General features: G+C 69.4%; 18 protein-coding genes. 4 read left to right on the plus strand and 14 right to left on the minus strand.

Translation table 11 applies throughout. From position 1 onward, the window contains the following. The first annotated feature begins 12 nt into the window (after positions 1-12). Positions 13-939: a DUF559 domain-containing protein gene (locus ACR4XW_RS03890; RefSeq protein WP_434759189.1), complete on the plus strand. Its 927-nt coding sequence runs from the start codon at positions 13-15 to the stop codon at positions 937-939. 43 nt (positions 940-982) lie between these two features. On the opposite strand, the gene ACR4XW_RS03895 is transcribed toward ACR4XW_RS03890, so the two are convergent. The 7 genes from ACR4XW_RS03895 to ACR4XW_RS03925 are packed head-to-tail and all read right to left on the minus strand — an operon-like array spanning position 983 to position 7329. Beyond that, a complete protein-coding gene (locus ACR4XW_RS03895; protein ID WP_434759190.1) occupies positions 983-2173 on the minus strand; it encodes a class I SAM-dependent methyltransferase in 1191 nt (396 codons plus the stop codon). 17 nt (positions 2174-2190) lie between these two features. Next, positions 2191-2718: a VOC family protein gene (locus ACR4XW_RS03900; protein WP_434759191.1), complete on the minus strand. Its 528-nt coding sequence runs from the start codon at positions 2716-2718 to the stop codon at positions 2191-2193. Positions 2719-2778: 60 nt separating this feature from the next. Beyond that, positions 2779-3837, minus strand: a complete 1059-nt coding sequence (tsaD, locus tag ACR4XW_RS03905) for a tRNA (adenosine(37)-N6)-threonylcarbamoyltransferase complex transferase subunit TsaD (RefSeq protein ID WP_434759192.1) — start codon at positions 3835-3837, stop codon at positions 2779-2781. Beyond that, on the minus strand, positions 3830-4315 hold the full coding sequence (locus tag ACR4XW_RS03910) for a GNAT family N-acetyltransferase (protein WP_434759193.1): 486 nt from the start codon (positions 4313-4315) through the stop codon (positions 3830-3832). The genes tsaD and ACR4XW_RS03910 overlap by 8 nt, the downstream gene beginning before the upstream one ends. Then, the gene (tsaB, locus tag ACR4XW_RS03915) at positions 4312-4992 is read right to left on the minus strand and encodes a tRNA (adenosine(37)-N6)-threonylcarbamoyltransferase complex dimerization subunit type 1 TsaB (protein WP_434759194.1); all 681 of its coding nucleotides are present in this window, start codon (positions 4990-4992) and stop codon (positions 4312-4314) included. The genes ACR4XW_RS03910 and tsaB overlap by 4 nt, the downstream gene beginning before the upstream one ends. Beyond that, positions 4985-5944, minus strand: coding sequence for a tRNA (adenosine(37)-N6)-threonylcarbamoyltransferase complex ATPase subunit type 1 TsaE (gene tsaE / locus ACR4XW_RS03920; protein WP_434759195.1), 960 nt, complete (start codon positions 5942-5944; stop codon positions 4985-4987). The genes tsaB and tsaE overlap by 8 nt, the downstream gene beginning before the upstream one ends. 20 nt (positions 5945-5964) lie before the next feature. Then, on the minus strand, positions 5965-7329 hold the full coding sequence (locus ACR4XW_RS03925) for a DEAD/DEAH box helicase (protein ID WP_434759196.1): 1365 nt from the start codon (positions 7327-7329) through the stop codon (positions 5965-5967). A 12-nt stretch (positions 7330-7341) separates the two neighbouring features. Between ACR4XW_RS03925 and ACR4XW_RS03930 the strand changes: the two genes are divergently transcribed. After that, on the plus strand, positions 7342-8106 hold the full coding sequence (locus ACR4XW_RS03930; protein ID WP_434759197.1) for a hypothetical protein: 765 nt from the start codon (positions 7342-7344) through the stop codon (positions 8104-8106). A gap of 267 nt (positions 8107-8373) precedes the next feature. Beyond that, the gene (locus tag ACR4XW_RS03935) at positions 8374-9504 is read left to right on the plus strand and encodes a glycosyltransferase family 4 protein (protein ID WP_434759198.1); all 1131 of its coding nucleotides are present in this window, start codon (positions 8374-8376) and stop codon (positions 9502-9504) included. 34 nt (positions 9505-9538) lie between these two features. On the opposite strand, the gene ACR4XW_RS03940 is transcribed toward ACR4XW_RS03935, so the two are convergent. From ACR4XW_RS03940 to ACR4XW_RS03955, 4 genes are read right to left on the minus strand one after another with little or no spacing between them, the layout of a single operon-like run. Beyond that, on the minus strand, positions 9539-10708 hold the full coding sequence (locus ACR4XW_RS03940; protein ID WP_434759199.1) for an alpha/beta fold hydrolase: 1170 nt from the start codon (positions 10706-10708) through the stop codon (positions 9539-9541). Continuing rightward, a complete protein-coding gene (alr, locus tag ACR4XW_RS03945) occupies positions 10705-11844 on the minus strand; it encodes an alanine racemase (RefSeq protein ID WP_434759200.1) in 1140 nt (379 codons plus the stop codon). Before alr ends, ACR4XW_RS03940 begins: the two co-directional genes overlap by 4 nt. Beyond that, positions 11841-13280 carry an NAD(P)H-hydrate dehydratase gene (locus ACR4XW_RS03950; protein WP_434759201.1) on the minus strand — a complete coding sequence of 480 codons (1440 nt, stop codon included), beginning with the start codon at positions 13278-13280 and terminating at the stop codon, positions 11841-11843. Before ACR4XW_RS03950 ends, alr begins: the two co-directional genes overlap by 4 nt. Before the next feature lie 4 nt (positions 13281-13284). Continuing rightward, the gene (locus ACR4XW_RS03955; RefSeq protein ID WP_434759202.1) at positions 13285-13650 is read right to left on the minus strand and encodes a holo-ACP synthase; all 366 of its coding nucleotides are present in this window, start codon (positions 13648-13650) and stop codon (positions 13285-13287) included. Positions 13651-13665: 15 nt separating this feature from the next. Between ACR4XW_RS03955 and coaA the strand changes: the two genes are divergently transcribed. Then, a complete protein-coding gene (gene coaA / locus ACR4XW_RS03960) occupies positions 13666-14622 on the plus strand; it encodes a type I pantothenate kinase (protein ID WP_434759203.1) in 957 nt (318 codons plus the stop codon). Between the two features lie 37 nt (positions 14623-14659). Here the strand turns inward: coaA and ACR4XW_RS03965 are convergent, their stop codons facing one another. The 3 genes from ACR4XW_RS03965 to glmM are packed head-to-tail and all read right to left on the minus strand — an operon-like array spanning position 14660 to position 17385. Next, entirely contained in the window at positions 14660-15181 is a 522-nt protein-coding gene (locus ACR4XW_RS03965) for a GNAT family N-acetyltransferase (RefSeq protein ID WP_434759204.1), read from the minus strand. A gap of 46 nt (positions 15182-15227) precedes the next feature. Continuing rightward, positions 15228-16016 (minus strand): sulfite exporter TauE/SafE family protein, encoded by a 789-nt coding sequence (locus ACR4XW_RS03970; protein WP_434759205.1) that lies wholly within the window; start codon positions 16014-16016, stop codon positions 15228-15230. Between the two features lie 7 nt (positions 16017-16023). Continuing rightward, entirely contained in the window at positions 16024-17385 is a 1362-nt protein-coding gene (gene glmM, locus ACR4XW_RS03975; RefSeq protein WP_434759206.1) for a phosphoglucosamine mutase, read from the minus strand. Between the last annotated feature and the right edge of the window lie 3 nt (positions 17386-17388).

The following is a 17388-nucleotide window of genomic DNA, read 5'->3' on the forward strand; positions in this document are numbered from 1 at the left end:
ACTGTGAGGGGTATGAGCCCCTTCTCCCCCATCCCCGCCGCCGTACGACGCCTGCTCCGCGAGCAGCACGGTGTACTCAGCCGTGAACAAGCCCTCCACCTCGGCGTATCGCAGTGCCGGATCAACCGCTATCTGGCCGAAGGTCATTGGCACCGGCTCGCCCCCGGCATTCTGCTGGCCCACCCGACGAACCCCACCTGGCCGTCCTTGGCCTGGGCGGGCATTCTGATCGCACCCGCCCAAGCCGCCCTGAGCGGCCTGGCCGCGGCCCACCTGTGGAACCTGGCCCCCGAGCCACCCGACCCGATCACCATCCGGCTGGCCCCGGGCACCCAAGTCCGCCGCCGCGACCCGCGGTGGATCTTCGAACGCACCCGCAACACCTTCCGGTCGATCGGGCAGTTGCCCAGGCTCAATGCCGAAACCACCGTGCTGGATCTCTGCGCCGCCCAACCCGACAGATCTGTGCATTGGGTGACCGAGGCGATCAACCGTCGGATCACCCGCCCCGAGCGGTTGTTGGCCGCCCTCCGATCCCGAACCCGGCACCCCGTTCGGCGGGAGCTGGGTCTGCTACTGGCAGATGTCGGGGCGGGCGCGCACAGCGCGCTCGAGGTGCAGTACCTGCGCAAGGTTGAGCGCGCCCACCGGCTTCCGGTGGGTCGCCGGCAAAGCCGCAGCGGCCCCTACCGCACCGATGTTGCCTATGACCACGGCCTGATCGTGGAGCTCGACGGTCGCCGGGGCCATGAGGGCGCCGCGGCCTTCCGCGACATGAACCGGGACAACTTCCACGCCCTGCGCGGTCTCACCACGCTGCGATTCGGCTGGCAGCAGTGCGCCGAATCGCCGTGCGCGGTGGCCGCCACCGTTGCCACCGCGCTGTGGCACCTCGGCTGGGCCGGAGAGCTCGGTCGCTGTCGCCACTGCTCCGGCTGACACAAAGATCGTGTGACTTCTTGTTCGACCCTCCGACAAAAAGTCACACGATCTTGACCACCAATGCCCGGGCACCGGCAACGGTCGGGGTCAGCAGCAGGGTGGCCGAGGCCTTGCCGTAGCCCTTCTTGCCCAGCAACTCCCGGCGCAGGCGAGCCGGGTCGACCTCCAGGCCGCGTTTCTTGATCTCCAGCACCCCCACCTCACCGGCGCGCAGCCGAGCCCGGAGGTCCTTCTCCCGATAGGGCAGTACTTCGAGCACCTCGAAGCCGCGCGCGAAGGGGGTGGCCGGGCTCCGGTCACCGATCAGGTAGCCGACCCGGTCGGCGACCCGCTGCAGGCCCAGATCTTCGGCCAGAGCATCGGTGGCCCCGGCCCGCAACACCGCGGGGTCGGGCTCGAGGATCACCTGCCCGGGTTCGGGTACCTCCGGGTTCACTCGGACCGGCGCCGGCCGGGCATCCATCCGATGTACCGCGCCATCACGGGTGAGCAGTTCGGCGGCCCGGCCGGGGCGTTCGGTCAGGGCCGATGACCAGATCGCCGCCTCAACCAGGTCGCCGTGGTGGCTGACGAACACCGCCTCGACCTCGGGGGCGATGAATTCCGAGGGCACCCCGGGGCCGAGTTTCAACACCGCGGGCCCCTCGAGCAGGCCGGCCACGAACTTCCACGGCGGGGTGAACTGACTGACATCCCAGGTCCGGCCCCGGGCACCCCGCCGGGCCGGATCACAGAAAGCCGCGGTACCGGGTCGGCCCACCAACTCCCCCGCCACCGCTTCGGCCTCGGCCTGAACGACCTCCACCCCCAGGGGGGTCAGGTTGTGTCGGGCCACCTCGGCGGTCAGCGAATCACGTTCGACCGCGACCACGTCGAGGCCGGCTTCGGCGAAGGCATGGGCATCCGCCCCGATGCCGCAGCCCAGATCGATCACCCGCCGTACCCCGGAGGCAGCCAACCGGGCCGCCCGGTGTGCCGCGACCTCGGGTCGGGTGGCCTGTTCCAGGCCGTCGGGGGTGAACAACCAGGCATCGGCGGCGGCACCGAACTTGGTCGCCGCTCGACGTCTGAGCCCGGCCTGGGTGAGCGCGATCGCGGCCACCTCGGGGGTGAAGCGTTTGCGCAGCGTGGTGGCGGCGGCCACCGAATCCGGGTCGGCCTGGGCCATCGCCAGCTCGATCGCACCCGAATTGATCGCCTCGGCGAGCGGGCTGGTGGGTCGGGCTGTCATGAGCCCGACGATAGTCCTCAGCCGGCGGGCTGCACGGTGCGCACCGGGTCGGTGCCGTCCCAGGCCCGACTGGTAGCGATGCCCTCGTCGAGCATCGGTCGCATGGAGCTTTCGATCAGTTCGAACCAGGTGCCGGGCTGGTCGGGCGAATCGAGGTAGGCCACCCGCATCGTGCCGGCGCCACCCACGAACCGGGCTCGCAGGCCGCGCTCCTCGGCGGCGGCGATGTCGGCGTCGAGGTCATCGGTCAGCCAGGCCACGTGGTGTGCCCCGATGAAGGGGGTGCCGTCCTCGCGCAGGTACTGCGACGGCACGTCGGGCGACAGCAGTTCGATCAGTTCGACCTGCAACTCACCCCGGTAGCTGAAGGCGACCTTGATACGCACCTCGGCGGGCTCACCGTCGAAGGTGCCGACCAGGGGCAGATCCTCGAACCGCAGCCAGGGGCCGACCCCGAAGTGGTCGATCCACTCCTGAACGGAGGCATCGACGTCCTCCACCAGGTAGCCGACCTGGATGATGTCTCCCGACATGGCGTACGTCATGAGCAACCTCCCGACTGAGCTTTCGCGGCAGCCTAAGGAGGCGCTCACCACGGCAACGAGTTATTCCCGGTCAGCAGAAGCCAGGACACGGTGCACCGGCATGCCGGAATCGGCGCCCAGGTCGGGCGGCGAGGGTGGCAGGCCGGCGCGCACGACCTCGGCTCCGAGGGCGGCAATCATCGCCCCGTTGTCGGTGCACAGGCCCGGACGGGGCCGGCGCAGGCTGATTCCGGCGGCCGCGGTGCGTTCCTCCAGCAGCGAGCGCAGCCGCGAGTTCGCGGCCACCCCGCCACCGATCAGCAACTGGTCGATGCCGTGGTGCTCACAGGCGTCGACGGCCTTGGCGGTCAGCACGTCACAGACTGCTTCCTGGAAGCTCGCGGCGACGTCGGCGACCGGCACGTCCAGCCCGTCGCGCTGTCGTTGTTCGACCCAGCGGGCCACCGCGGTTTTCAGCCCCGAGAAGGAGAAGTCGAAGCGGTGTTTTTCGAGGTCGTGGCGGGCGGTCAGTCCACGCGGGAAACGGATCGCGGTCGGGTCGCCCTCGGCGGCGAGCCGGTCGACCACCGGGCCGCCCGGGTAGCCGAGGTCGAGCAGCCGGGCGACCTTGTCGTAGGCCTCGCCGGCGGCGTCGTCGATGGTGGCGCCGACCTCGGTGACCGAGGTGGCGATGTCATCGACCTTCAGCAGCGAGGTGTGTCCTCCGGAGACCAGCAGCGCCATCATCGGCTGCGGCAGCGGACCGTGGTCGAGCACGTCGACCGCGACATGGGCCACCAGGTGATTCACCCCGTAGAGGGGCTTGTTCCAGGCGGCGGCCAGGGCCTTGGCCGAGGCCACCCCGACCACCAGGGCGCCCATCAGTCCGGGTCCGGCGGTGACCGCGATCGCGTCCACCTCGTCGGGTTCGATGCCGGCGGTCTCGCAGGCCCGGCGCAGAGTGGGCACCATCGCCTCCAGGTGCGCCCGGGAGGCGACCTCGGGCACCACTCCGCCGAAGCGGACGTGTTGGTCGACCGAGCTGGCGACCTCGCTGGCGAGCAGTTCGTGGCCGCGGACGATGCCCACCCCGGTTTCGTCACAGGACGATTCGATGCCCAGGATCAGCGGTTCAGTCATCGGCGCGCTCCTGCACCAGCCGGCACTGCATGATCACCGCATCCCGGCCGGGGCCGTAATAGTCGTGGCGGCAGTCGATATCGGTGAAACCCAGGTTGCGGTACAGCGTCAGGGCGGCGGTGTTGTCGGATTCGACCTCCAGCAGCAGCCGTTCGGCACCCCGTGCGGCAGCGGCGGCGAGACCCTCGGCGACCAGGGCCCGGCCCAGTCCGCGGCCGCGGGCCTCCGGTACCACGACCACCCGCAGCAGGTCGGCGATGTCGCCCACCACCTGCAGGGTGATCACCCCGGAGTCTCCGGCCAGCAACACGATCCGGCCGCCGGTCAGCTCGGCCGCCCAGGACAGTTGCGACCAACGGTCGGCCTCATCGAAACCGGCGGTCTCGATCTCGTAGATCACCGCCAGGTCGTCGGGCCCGGCCGCCCGGATCAGCAACTGCTCCTCGGTCGGTTGAGCGGTCAGGAATTCTGGAATCATCGATCCCTCCTACGGCGTACCGGCGACACCAGGGTGGACTTGCGTTTGGTCGACACCGTCGCATCGGGACGGCGCAGGTAGAGCGGTTCGGTACCCGCGGCGGGCAGCCGCGGCCCGAGGACGGCCAAACGCCCGGGGGCCAGGCCGGTGGCCCGGCTCACGAGCAGGTCGGGGTACACCAGGGCTCCGGGCCCCAGCACGGGCACGTCGGGCAGGTCGACCGGTGGCCCGACGACCGGGTCGGTCAGCCGGGTTCCGGACGCGTCGTAGCGGGCCCAGTAGAGCTCCTTGCGACGGGCGTCGATCGTGGTGAGGAATTCCGCCGGCACCGGTTCACCCGTCTCGTCCCATTCGGCGACGGCTTGGGCGGCCAGGGCGTCCAGGGTGCACACCCCGTGCAGTTCGGCACCGGTGGCCGCGGCGATGGTCTGGGCGGTGACGATGCCCACCCGCAGCCCGGTGAAGGGGCCGGGGCCGAGCCCGACCACGACCCGGTTCAGCTCGGTCAGGGCAACCCCGGCTCGCTGTGCGGCGGCGGTGATCGAGGGCATCAACTGCTCGACGTGGGCGCGGGTGTCGTCCACGGTCTGCTCGGCGAGCACCTCGTCGCCGCGGGCAATACCGACCGCGACGGTGATCGAGGTATCGATGGCCAGGGTCAATGCGGGCTCAGACAACGGGGACCCCCTCGACCACCGCGCGCAGATCAACCCCGTGCCAGCGCGAGCCCTGCGGACGCAGGCTCACCTGACGGGTGTCGTTCTCATCGCGGCGAATGTGGATGTGCAGCCAGTCGGGGCTGACGTGATCGGCCAGACCCAGCCCCCATTCGACCAGGGTGACCGCCGAGGCGTAGGACTCATCCAGGTCGAGATCGTCGAACTCCTCCGGCGACTCCAGCCGATAGGCATCGACGTGCACCAGGTCGGGGCCGCCGTGCCGTGCGTGGTGTACCCGCGAGAGCACGAAGGTCGGTGAGATCACCGGCCCGTCCACGTCCAGCCCGCGGGCCAGGCCCTGGGTGAGGGTGGTCTTGCCGGCCCCGAGGTCTCCGGAGGCGATGATCAGGTCGCCGGCGCGCAGCACGCTCGCCAGGCGCTCCCCCAGTCGGTGCATCTCGTCGACGGTGGCGGCCTCGACCAGCACGGGTAGTTCGCGTCCCAACACGACCCCGTGCGGGGCGCTGCGCAGGATGCGGTAGCCGCCGTCCTGCCACCACTCGATCAGTTCGGGAAACTCGTTGCGGGCCACCACCTCGACCCGCCGGGCTCCGTCCTCGGCCGCGATCTCTTCGGCGGCGGCGATCAACTGCAGGGCGACCCCGCCGCCCTGGTGAGCAGGGTGCACCGAGACCCGCCGCAGGACGACGGTGCCCTCGGCGGCCGGCTGCCCGCCCTCCGCGGCGGTGGTCGAATCGATCAGCAGGGTCGCGGCGGGGGTGCCGTCGAGGCGCAGCAGCACCCCGGTTCCGGCGGTCAGTGCCTCGCGTACCGAATCGGCGGTCTCGGCCAGCGCATCGCTGGGCGGGTCGACCGGGCGTCGGGCGCCGAAGGCTGCCTGCATCAGGGCAACCATCACCTCGGCGTCGCCGAGTTCGGCCTCCACGACCTCCAATTCGGGTTCGGGCATCTGCCCATCGTATTCAACCGTCACCGGCGCCCGTACCCGCGGCGCTGTCCGAAGCCCCGGCCACCTCGGCCACCGGGGCGTCCACCACGGCGCGGACGGCCCGGCGGCGGGGCGATCAGCGCGGCATAGCTCTCTTCGGTGATCGGTTCCCCGGCAGGTTTGCGGGCCCCGGTTGCGCGGTACAGGGTCTCGTTGTCGGGTCCGGCCGCGAAGGGCTCGACCCCGACGCCGGCGCGATGCACCAGGCGGCTCATCTCGCGGCGCTGATGCGGCAGCACCAGGGTGACCACGGCACCGTCCTCACCGGCGCGGGCGGTGCGCCCGGCCCGGTGCAGGTAGTCCTTGGAGTCGGCGGGCGGGTCGACCTGCAGCACCAGGCCCACCTCGTCGACGTGGATTCCGCGGGCGGCGACGTCGGTGGCCACCAGTACCGGCACCGAGCCGGACTTGAAGGCGGCCAGGATCCGACTGCGGGCACCCTGGGTGAGGCCACCGTGCAGGGCACCGGCCATCACGCCGGCTGCCCGGAGCTGTTCGGCGACCCGGTCGGCACCGCGCTGGGTGCGCACGAAGAGCACGCTGCGGCCGCGCCGGTTGGCGATCTCGGCGGTGATGGTGGTCTTGTCGGCCGGGGCGACGTGCACCAGGTGGTGGGTCATCGTGGTGACCGAGGCCTCGGCCCGGTCGACCTCGTGGGTCACCGGATCGTGCAGGTGGTCACGCACCAGGCCGCCGACACCGCGGTCGAGAGTGGCCGAGAACAGCAGCCGCTGCCCGTCGGCCGGCACCGCGGCCAGCACGGTCTTCACATCGGGCAGGAATCCGAGGTCGGCCATGTGGTCGGCCTCGTCCAGGACGATGATCTGCACCTGCGACAGGTCGGCCGCACCCTGATTCATCAGGTCGATCAGCCGTCCGGGGGTGGCCACCAGAACATCCACCCCCCGTTCCAGGGCCCGCACCTGGGGCGCGTAGGCCATGCCACCGGCGACCAGTTGCACGCTCAGACCGACCTCACGGGCCAGCGGCGAGAGCACATCGGCAACCTGCATGGCCAGTTCGCGGGTGGGCACCAGCACCACCGCGCCGGGGGCCTTGGCGAGGTGTTCGCGGCCGGTCAGCCGGGTCAGCAGCGGCAGACCGAAACCGAGGGTCTTGCCCGAACCGGTGCGCCCACGGCCGAGCACGTCACGACCGGAGATGGCGTCGGGAATCGTCGCCCGCTGAATCGGGAAGGGGTCGGTGATGCCTTGGGCGCGCAGCGCTCGCACCAGTCGGTGCGGTACGCCCAGATCCTCGAAGCCCGGCCCGTCGTGGGGCTGTTCGGCGGCGGCATCGGCCGCGGCGAGGGCCTCGGCGTCGATCTCCGGGGCGGCCCAGTCCATCTTGTCGCCGTCGTGCTCGTCGACCTGAGGATTGGGCCGGTCATCGCGCTCGAAGCGGCGGGGACGGTCATCCCGGTTGAACCGGGGACGGTCATCGCGCTCGGGACGGCGCGGGCGGTCATCGCGGTTGAACCGGGGACGCTCGTCCCGATCGAAACGGCGCGGACGGTCATCACGATCGAAACGACGGGGGCGATCGTCACGGTTGAAGCGAGGACGCTCGTCACGATCGAAACGGCGCGGACGCTCATCACGGTCAAAACGAGGACGCTCGTCACGGTTGAAGCGGGGACGGTCATCGCGGTCGTCACGACGCGGGCGGTCATCGCGGTTGAACCGGGGACGGTCGTCCCGCTCGAAGCGCCGCGGACGGTCATCACGATCGAAACGACGGGGCCGATCATCACGATCGAAACGAGGACGGTCATCCCGGTCGAAGCGCCGCGGGCGCTCGTCACGATCGAAACGACGGGGCCGATCATCACGATCGAAACGGGGACGATCGTCCCGATCAAAACGACGCGGACGATCATCGCGATCGCGGCGGTCGTCGGTGCGACGCTCGGAACGGGGGCGGCCCCCACCGCGGCGCGGGCCGAGGCCCCGGGCGGCGCGCTCGGCGGCGCTCCAGCGCTTCTTCGGGGTGCCGTCGGCCTTGTGGCTCTTCGGTTTACGGGCAGGCTTGCTCGACATGGGAGTCTTCTTTCTGGGCGCACAGCGGCGCCGATGGGCTCGGCAGGACAACTTCGACGGCAGGCGCGTCGGCGTCCCGGATAACTGCCTTCGGCGCTCCAGTGCGCCCGGCGGGTCGACGAGCCTCATGACGCCGTACTAAGCCGCGATAACGATCGGCACTTCGGGCGCACTCCGCCAGCAAGTCGCTGGTGGACTGACGTAGCCTAGCCAACGACGTGGGTAACCGGCGAATCGAAAGGTGTCATTGCGACGGTCAATTTCTTCCCAACCGTCACTTTCTGGTCATGGTCAGTTGCCCAATGCGTCAACCGGGTAGGGGTACTGTCGACAAACAGGGAGGTTGGTTTCGTGCGAGTTGCCATCGTTGCTGAGTCGTTCTTACCCGCTGTTAACGGCGTCACCCATTCGGTGATGCGGATCCTCGAACACCTCCGCGAGGAGGGCCACGAGGCGGTCGTGATCGCCCCCGCCGGCGCCGAGACCTCCCCCAAGAGCTACGCCGGTTTCCCGGTGATCGCACTGCCGGCGGTGAGCCTGCCGGGCTACCCCGACATTCGGGTCGCCACCACCCCGCAATACCGGCTCGAGCGGATGCTCGAAGATTTCGCCCCCGATGTGGTGCACCTGGCCGCGCCGATCTACCTCGGCTACCGGGCCGCCCTGGCCGCGACCTGGCTCGACATTCCGATCGTGGCGATCTACCAGACCGATGTGCCCTCCTATGCCGCCGCCTACGGCCTGCCGCGGGCCGAATCTCTGCTGTGGTGGCGGGTGCGCGAACTGCACTCGATGGCCACGATGACCCTGGCCCCGTCCAGTTCGGCGCGCAGCCAACTGCTCTCCCAGGGCGTGCCCCGGGTGGGTCTGTGGGGACGCGGGGTCGATTCGGTGCGTTTCGACCCGGCCAAGCGCGACGAGCAGTTCCGCCGCACGGTGGCCCCTCACGGTGAGCACATCATCGGTTACCTCGGCCGGCTCGCCAACGAGAAGCGGGTGGCCGACCTGGCGGTGCTGCAGGACCTGCCGAACACCAAGCTGGTGATCGTCGGCGACGGCCCACTCCGGGCCGAGCTCGAACGGACCCTGCCCACCGCCCACTTCACCGGCCAGTTGACCGGTGACGATCTGCCCCGGGTGCTGGCGAGTTTTGACGTGTTCGTCCACCCCGGCGAGTTGGAGACCTTCGGTCAGTCGATCCAGGAGGCCCTGGCCAGCGGGGTGCCGGCGATCGCGCCGGCCAAGGGTGGGCCGATCGACATCATCAACTCCTCGCGCACCGGTTGGCTCTATGCCCCCGGTGATCTGGCCGCGATGCACGCCCACGTTCGCGACCTGCTCGGCGATGATCGCAAGCGGCAGGCCTTCAGCCGCGCCGCCCGACATCAGGTGGCGCACCGCACCTGGAAGTTCATGTGCACCGAGCTGTTGGGCTGCTACCAGGAAGCGATCGCCGCCCGCCAGTACTCCCGGGTCGCCTGAGCCCGTCCGGGTCGAGGTCGCACCGAAAAGACACCTACAGGTGCCGGACGACCCGCTCGACCAGATGCTCCAGCACCCGATTCTGCAGTTCGGGGTATTCGATCATGCCCAGGTGGCCACAGTTCTCCAGCAACAGTGAGTCGGCCCCGGGCAACAGTTCGATGATCCGCTCGGTGTGCGAGGCCGGGGTGAACAGGTCGTCCATCCCACCGATCACCGCGGTCTCCACCCGCGACAGCACCTCGAAGCTGGCGTACTCGTCCACCTCGGCGAAGGCCACCGGGTAGAAATCGGCCGCCACATCCAAGGGGGTGGACGACAGCATGTCGGAGACGAAGGCGACCTTCTCCACCGGCACATCGGCGCCGAAGCCGAACTGGCGGGTGGCGGCATAGCCGAGGTCGGAGCCGGCCCCCCAAGCCCGGTTGACCAGTGACGGCACCCGGTTCAGTCCGGCCAGGGTGGGCGGGATCACCTTGGCGAGCACCTGGGCATCGACGCCCCGCAGCGGGGACACCGAGCCGAGTTCGCCGGCCGAGGTGTGCACCAAACCGACCCCCAGCACCCGGGACTCGAACAACTCGGGGTGGGTGCGGGCCAGGTGCATGATCGTCATGCCGCCCATCGAATGCCCGAGCAGCACCACCGGGCCGGTGGGCACCACCTCGTCGAGCACCTGTTTCAGGTCCTTGCCCAGTTGCGGGATCCGGCACAGTTCGGCAGCCGAACGACTCGACCGGCCGTGGGAACGCTGGTCGTACAGCACCAGCCGCGCCCGGCCCCGGAAATGCAGCCGCTGATAGTGCCAGCAGTCCAGGTCCAGGGCATATCCGTGGACGAAAACGATCGTGATGTCATCGCCGTACACCGGGGCGTCCGGGTCGACCGGTTCATGATCGGCCGGTTCGTCCACCTCGACGTGCAGGTCGACCCCGTCCGGGGTGCGCACCGTCGGGCCGCTGCTGCGCAGGCTGCCGGGACGCACCGACGACTCCAGCGCTCCGGGGGTGGGACGGAAACGGTTGCGCACGATGCGTCGTTCCAACTCGAAGCCGGCCGCGACCCCACCGGCGGCCAGGGCCAGCGCACTGGCGGCCACCCCGAGCACCCCGGGTAGCTGGATGCGTTTGCGGCCGCGATCGCGGCGGGGCTGCTTGCGCAACTTCTCGGCCCGGTCGGTACCGCGCCGTCGCACGTTACTCATCGGTCTTCCTTTGCCACCCGGTGCAGGCGAACCCCCAGCCGGGTGACGATCTCGTAGTTGATGGTGTGACACCAGTCGGCCCATTCATCGGCATGGGGACCGGTGGTGCCGTCGCCGATCACCGTCACCTCGTCACCCTCGGTGACGGTGGGGTGCGGGCCCAGATCCACGACGAACTGGTCCATGCACACCCGGCCCCGGATCGGCACCCGGGAGCCGTCGGGCAGGGCGACCTCGGCCACATTCGAGGCCATCCGGTCGATTCCCTCGGCATATCCCATGGGTACCAGACCGACGGTGGTGTCCCGGTCGGCGGTCCAACTGTGGCCGTAGGACACCGCGGCACCGGCGCTGATCGGTTTGACCCGCACCAGTCGGGCGCGCAACCGCAGCACCGGCTGCAACCGTAGTCCGGCGCGTTCGGCGACCCCGTCGCCCGGGTCCAGGCCGTAGCCGGCGATCCCGATCCGCACCAGGTCGTAACGGGCTTGCGGCCACGCCAGGGCACCGGCGGAGTTGGCGATATGCCGCACCGACGGGTTCAACCCCATCTCCTCGGCCACCGCGAGGGCGCGTTCGAAGGCGGCGAGCTGGGCGGGGGTGGCCGGATGGTCGACTTCCTCGGCGGTGGCGAAGTGTGACCAGATGCCGACCACCTCGATCACATTGTGCTGTTCGGCCTCCCGGGCGGCCACGCACAGTTCGGCCCAGTCACCGGCCGACGATCCGTTGCGGGACAGTCCGGTGTCGATCTTCAGGTGCACCCGGGCGGTTCGTTCGCTGGTGCCGGCGGCCATCACCACCCGGGCCAGCTCCTCCTGGCCCGAGACCGCCAGGTCGATATCGGAGGCGACCGCCGCGGTCAGGTCCTCACCGGGGCCGTACAACCAGGCCAGGATGCGTCCGTCGTCGCCGGCCTGTCGCAGCGCGAGGGCTTCGGTGGGGGTGGCAACGCCCAGCCAGGTGATGCCCGCCTGCCGGGCGGCCGGGGCGCACAGCCGCATGCCGTGGCCGTAGGCGTCGGCCTTGACCACCGCCATCACCTCGGCGGGAGCCACCAGTTCGGCGATCGCGGACAGGTTGGCGCGATAGGCGGCGAGGTCGATCTCCACGCTCGCACAGTCCGGGTCGATCATGCACCCGCCTCGTCCAGCCCCCAGGGCTCCTCGTCGACGCCGAGCAGGGTCAACGTGCCCGGTACCTGCCGGACGAGTTCCTGCGGTGGCATACCGGGCAGTCGGGCAGCGGTGAAGGCCTGCACCGAGGCGGCGGCGAGCGCGGCCCGGGCCGGATCCAGTCCGGCGGCCAGCAGGGTGCCGCAGATACCGGCCAGCACATCGCCCGAACCGGCCTGGGCGGTGCGGGCGGGGCCGGTCACCGCGACCCGGATCTCACTCTCACCGGGTTCGGCCACGTACTGGGTGGAGCCCTTGAGCAGCACCGTGGCGCCGGTGCGTTCGGCCGCATCGGTCACCGAACCGATCGGGTCGGTGGTCACGTCGAGTCGGTTCAGACCCAGCAGTCGGGCCAGTTCGCCGGCATGTGGCGTGAGCAGGGTGTTGGCCGGGAGTCGCTCGGGCAGGTGGCGCAGGGCGTCGGCGTCCAACACCACCGGCACCCGGCGATTCAGGGCGTCGGCCACCTCCAGGGCACCGCGCACCCGCGACCCCCAGCCGGAGCCGAGCACCATCGCCTGCACCCGGCCCGGTTTGAGTACGACATTGGGCAGGTGGTGCACCACTTCGGCACCGACCTCGGGCGACCCGAGCACCCGCACCATGCCGGCCCCCGACCACACCGCGCCGAGGGCGGACAACACCGCTGCCCCGGGGTAGGTGGCCGATCCGGTGTTGATGCCGACCACACCGCGGGCGTACTTGTCGGCCTCGGCATCGACCCGCGGCCAGGCGTCGGCGATGTCCTCGGCGTCCCAGGCGCTGAGCACCGGCTTGTGCCCGACCAAGCCCTCGGCCAGGCCGATGTCGACCAGTTCCACCTCACCGCAGGCGCGGGCGGCCGCCCCGGCGAGATGACACACCTTGTAGCAGCCGAAGGTGACGGTCAGGTCGGCGGGAAAACAGTCCTGTTCCCCGGGGTCGTCGCTGTCCAGACCGGACGGTAGGTCCACCGCCACCACCGGGGTGCCGGCGATCCGGCAGTGCGCGGCCAGGTCGGCCGGGACGCCGGTCAGGCCGGGGCGGCCCCCGATGCCGAAGATCGCGTCGATCACCACGTCGGCGGTGTCGATCGCGGCCTTGGCCTCCTCGACGCTCACCATCCGTCCGCCGGCTCGTTCGAGGGCGGCCAGGCCGGCGGGGTGCGGATCACCGATCACCGCGCAAGCCACCACCTGCACACCGCGCTGGGCCAATCGGGCGGCGGCGAACAGGCCGTCGCCACCGTTGTTGCCCGGCCCGGCCAGCAGTACCGCAGTGGCACCCGAGGCGGGCTGCAGGCGGCGCAGGATGGTTGCGGCCAGGCCCGCGGCGGCACGCTGCATCAGGTCGACGCCACCGGCGGCGACCACGTCCTCGGCAAGCCGGATGGATGAGACCGAATAGGCGCGGCGCATGGGCTCAGGATATGCCCGTCGACTCGCAGACGACGATTGCGGTGGCGATCCCCCCGTCGTGGGACATCGACAGGTGGATCCGGTCGATGCCGAGTTCGGCCGCGCGGGCGGCGACGGTCCCGGTGACCGAGAACTCCGGACGGCCCGAGGCGGTGCTGATCACCTCGGCGTCCAACCAGACCAACCCGGCCGGTGCGCCGAGGGCTTTGGCAAGCGCTTCCTTCGCGGCCCAGCGGCCGGCGAGCGACTCCACCCGGCGGGCTGCCTCCTGGGCGGTGAACAGCCGATGCACCATTCCGGGACGCCGTAGCAGGGTTTCGCGAAGCCGCTCGACCTCGCACACATCGATTCCCACGCCCACGACTGCCACGGCGGTCACCCTACAATGAACGCCATGCCAGCAGAGCGGACAACGTCGTCGCCCTACGTCACCCGGATGCGGGCCGACTGGGCGGAGCTGGCCGCAGCGACCCCGATGACCCTGGACGAGAGCCGGGTCGACCAACTGCGCGGCACCGACGACCCCACCGACCTGGCCGAGGTCTGGGAGGTCTACCTGCCGCTGACCCGGCTGCTGCATCACCACTTCATCAACACCGGCGAGTTGTACGACTTCCAGAACTCGTTCTTGAATCTGGGCGTCGACCGCACCCCCTTCGTGATCGGCATCGCCGGTTCGGTGGCGGTGGGCAAATCGACGGTGGCCCGGTTGCTGGCCGAGCTGTTGAGCAACTGGCCCGATCATCCGCATGTGGCGCTGGTGACGACCGACGGGTTCCTGTTGCCCAATGCCGAACTGATGCGGCGCGGCATCATGCAGCGCAAGGGCTTCCCCGAGTCCTACGACCGCCGCGCCCTGCAGCGCTTCGTGATGGACGTGAAGTCGGGTCGTCCGGCGACCGCACCGGTGTACAGCCACTTGGTGTACGACATCGTGCCGGACGAGAAGGTGGTCGTCGACAAACCCGACATCCTGATCGTCGAGGGCCTCAACGTGCTGCAACCGGCCCGACCCCGGGCCGACGGTACGACCAGTTTGGCGTTGAGTGACTTCTTCGATTTCTCGGTCTATGTGGATGCCGATTCACGCGATATTCGACGTTGGTATCTGGAACGTTTCATGCTGTTGCGCGAGACCGCGTTTCGTGACCCGCGCTCGTACTTCACCCGCTATTCCGAACTCACCGAGGACGAGGCTTATACCACCGCGTCCCATATTTGGGACACGATCAACGGCCCCAATCTGGCGATGAATATCAGGCCCACCCGAGAGCGGGCCACAGTCATTCTGCGCAAGGGATCCGACCATGATGTGAAGTGGGTGCGGATCCGAAAGATTTAGTCTCGTCTCAGCAACCGTGCGGCCGGGCACACACCGATCAGGTCAACTTCAGTCGGTACTGGGCCTCGGTGCGGCCGGTCTTGGGGTGCGGACGGGTGAGCCCGGTCTCGCCCCAGCCCATGGCCTCGTACACCCAGATCGCGCGGATGTTGTCGGCGTAGACCCACAGCACGACCTCGCTGAAGTTCTCTTCGCGGGCCGCATCGGGCAGGGCCACCAGCAGCCGCCGGGCCCAGCCCTCACCCCAACTCTGCGGGGCGACACCGAGGTAGCGCAGTTCACCGCGGTTCTCGTCGTCCCCGCCCTGCTCGGGTTCCACCGCACCGAAGGAGACGATCCGGTCGACCGTGCCCTCGCTCTCGCCCTCGACCTCACCGGACCACTTGCCCACCAGCAGGAAGGAACGCTCGGACGACTTCAGCACCGAACGCATCAACGGCACCGACTCGGAGACGTTGACATCGGTCGGATCGACTTCGTCGCGATGCGCGGTCGCGGTCGCCCACAGTTCCGCGACCTGTTCCACCAGGTCCGACTCCCGCGTCTTGATGACCTCCATCACGGATGGTCCCCTCCCCCAACGTTGCGTGGCTGTCGGCCCGGGTTCACAGCAGTTGGCGAATCATGTTGAACAGCGCCACCAGACCGAGTAGGACGATCACCGTACGCAACACCACCGGTGACATCCTGCGGCCGATCTTAGCCCCCATCCACGACCCCACCATCGAGCTCAGCGCGATGAACAGCACCACCCACCAGCTGATTCGGTCGAAGGCGGTGAGCATGTAAAAGACCGCGGCCACCATGTTCACCGCAGCCACCAGGGCATTCTTGACCGCATTAGCGGCCTGCAGTGAAGCGAGCATGAATACGCCCAGAATTCCGAGCAGCAATACCCCTTGGGCGGCCACGAAATATCCGCCGTAGATTCCGGCGATAAACACCAGCAGATACAACACCGCCGGTTGTGAGTCGGCCACCGACTCGATACCGGCGGCCTGTTTTCGTTGCCGAACGATGTTCTGCAACCGGGGCTGGGTGACCACGAAGATCAGCGAGATCACGATGAAGAACGGGGCGGCCACGCCGAACACCGACTCGGGCAGTCGGGTCAACAGGGCGGCCCCGATCACCCCGCCCAGCACCGAGGCCGGCAGGAGTTTCACCAGGGTGGACTTGGTGTGGCCCAGTTCGCTCCGGTAGGCCCAGGCACCGGTGATGTTGCCGGCGATCAGGCCCATGGCGTTCGACATCGTCGCGGTCACCGGGGGGACGCCGAGGCTGACCAGTACCGGAAAGGTGACCAGGGTGCCCGAGCCGACGATGGTGTTGATCATGCCGGCCCACAGACCGGCGAAGCAGATCAGGACTATTTCCCAGACCTCGAAAGGCACGCAGGCCTCACAAAGCCAGTTGCTGCTGCACCACGCCGGCGAGTTCGTCGGCCATCTGCTGGGCCAGTTCCTGGGTGGGGGCCTCCACCATCACCCGCACCACCGGTTCGGTACCGGACGGGCGCAACAGCACCCGGCCCTGTTCGCCCAGCGTGTTCTCGACCTTGGTGATCGCCTCGGCCAGCACCGGATCGGTGCCCGCCCGGGCCTTGTCGACCCCACCCACGTTGACCAGCACCTGGGGCAGGCGGGTCATCACGGTGGCCAGTTCGGCCAGTGACTTGCCGGTGCGCGCCATCCGCTGCATCAGTTGCAGGCCGGTCAGGGTGCCGTCGCCGGTGGTGGCGAAATCGCCGAAGACCACGTGTCCGGACTGTTCGCCGCCCAGCACGTGACCGTGTTCGTTCATCGCCTCGAGGACGTAACGGTCGCCGACCTTGGTCTGCAACAGGGTGATGCCGTGTTCGCGCATCGCCAGTTGCAGGCCCAGATTGCTCATCACGGTGGCCACCAGGGTCGAGTTGGTGAGCCGGCCTTCCTCGTGCAGCCCGAGGCCCAGGATCGCGAGGATCTGGTCACCGTCGACCTCATTGCCCTCGGCATCGACGGCCAGGCAGCGGTCGGCGTCACCGTCCAAAGCGATTCCGAGGTCGGCACCGTGTTCGACCACGGCCCGCTGCAGGTCACCAAGGTGGGTTGAACCGCAGTTGTCGTTGATGTTCAGGCCGTCGGGATCGCAGTGGATCGAGATCACCTTGGCGCCCAGGGTTTCCATCGCCTCGGTGGCGGTGGCCGAGGCCGCACCGTTGGCGGCGTCGACCACGACGGTCAGCCCGGTCAGCAGGTTGGTCTCGGTCTCGTCGCCGACGGTGTCAACCAGGTGGGCGACGTAGGCCGCGACCGCTCCGGGGTTGTCGCTGACCCGACCCACGCGGGCCCCGGTCGGGCGCTGCCACTGTTCGTGCAGCCGGGCCTCGATCGCGTCCTCGATGTCATCGGGGAGCTTGAGCCCGCCGCGGGCGAAGAACTTGATGCCGTTGTCGGGCATCGGGTTGTGGCTGGCCGAGAGCATCACGCCGAGGTCGGCGCGCAGGCTGCCGACCAGGAAGGCCAATCCGGGGGTCGGCACCACGCCGACCCGGATCACGTTCACCCCGGCGCTGGCCAGTCCGGCCACCACCGCGGCCTCGAGGAATTCCCCCGAGGCGCGGGGGTCGCGGCCGACAACGGCGACGGGGGTGCGTTCCCCCTCCTCGCGTTGTTCGCCCAGGACGTGTGCCGCGGCCACCGAGAGCTCGAGGGCGAGCTCCGCGGTGAGATCGGCATTCGCTCGTCCGCGCACCCCATCGGTGCCGAACAGCCGCGCCATGGC

This window comes from Pseudenemella bisphenolivorans (assembly GCF_051133435.1).
In the GTDB taxonomy this organism is placed as follows: Bacteria; Actinomycetota; Actinomycetes; order Propionibacteriales; family Propionibacteriaceae; genus JAAYAO01.

What these genes read in the sequence shown, in the direction of transcription:
- glmM (WP_434759206.1), bottom strand. Translation starts at nt 17,385, where the DNA reads ATGGCGCGGCTGTTCGGCACCGATGGGGTGCGCGGACGAGCGAATGCC.
- tsaE (WP_434759195.1), bottom strand. Translation starts at nt 5,944, where the DNA reads ATGCCCGAACCCGAATTGGAGGTCGTGGAGGCCGAACTCGGCGACGCC.
- ACR4XW_RS03965 (WP_434759204.1), bottom strand. Translation starts at nt 15,181, where the DNA reads ATGGAGGTCATCAAGACGCGGGAGTCGGACCTGGTGGAACAGGTCGCG.
- ACR4XW_RS03925 (WP_434759196.1), bottom strand. Translation starts at nt 7,329, where the DNA reads ATGGACTGGGCCGCCCCGGAGATCGACGCCGAGGCCCTCGCCGCGGCC.
- ACR4XW_RS03940 (WP_434759199.1), bottom strand. Translation starts at nt 10,708, where the DNA reads ATGAGTAACGTGCGACGGCGCGGTACCGACCGGGCCGAGAAGTTGCGC.
- coaA (WP_434759203.1), top strand. Translation starts at nt 13,666, where the DNA reads ATGAACGCCATGCCAGCAGAGCGGACAACGTCGTCGCCCTACGTCACC.
- ACR4XW_RS03890 (WP_434759189.1), top strand. Translation starts at nt 13, where the DNA reads ATGAGCCCCTTCTCCCCCATCCCCGCCGCCGTACGACGCCTGCTCCGC.
- tsaD (WP_434759192.1), bottom strand. Translation starts at nt 3,837, where the DNA reads ATGACTGAACCGCTGATCCTGGGCATCGAATCGTCCTGTGACGAAACC.
- ACR4XW_RS03900 (WP_434759191.1), bottom strand. Translation starts at nt 2,718, where the DNA reads ATGACGTACGCCATGTCGGGAGACATCATCCAGGTCGGCTACCTGGTG.
- ACR4XW_RS03910 (WP_434759193.1), bottom strand. Translation starts at nt 4,315, where the DNA reads ATGATTCCAGAATTCCTGACCGCTCAACCGACCGAGGAGCAGTTGCTG.
- alr (WP_434759200.1), bottom strand. Translation starts at nt 11,844, where the DNA reads ATGATCGACCCGGACTGTGCGAGCGTGGAGATCGACCTCGCCGCCTAT.
- ACR4XW_RS03950 (WP_434759201.1), bottom strand. Translation starts at nt 13,280, where the DNA reads ATGCGCCGCGCCTATTCGGTCTCATCCATCCGGCTTGCCGAGGACGTG.
- ACR4XW_RS03895 (WP_434759190.1), bottom strand. Translation starts at nt 2,173, where the DNA reads ATGACAGCCCGACCCACCAGCCCGCTCGCCGAGGCGATCAATTCGGGT.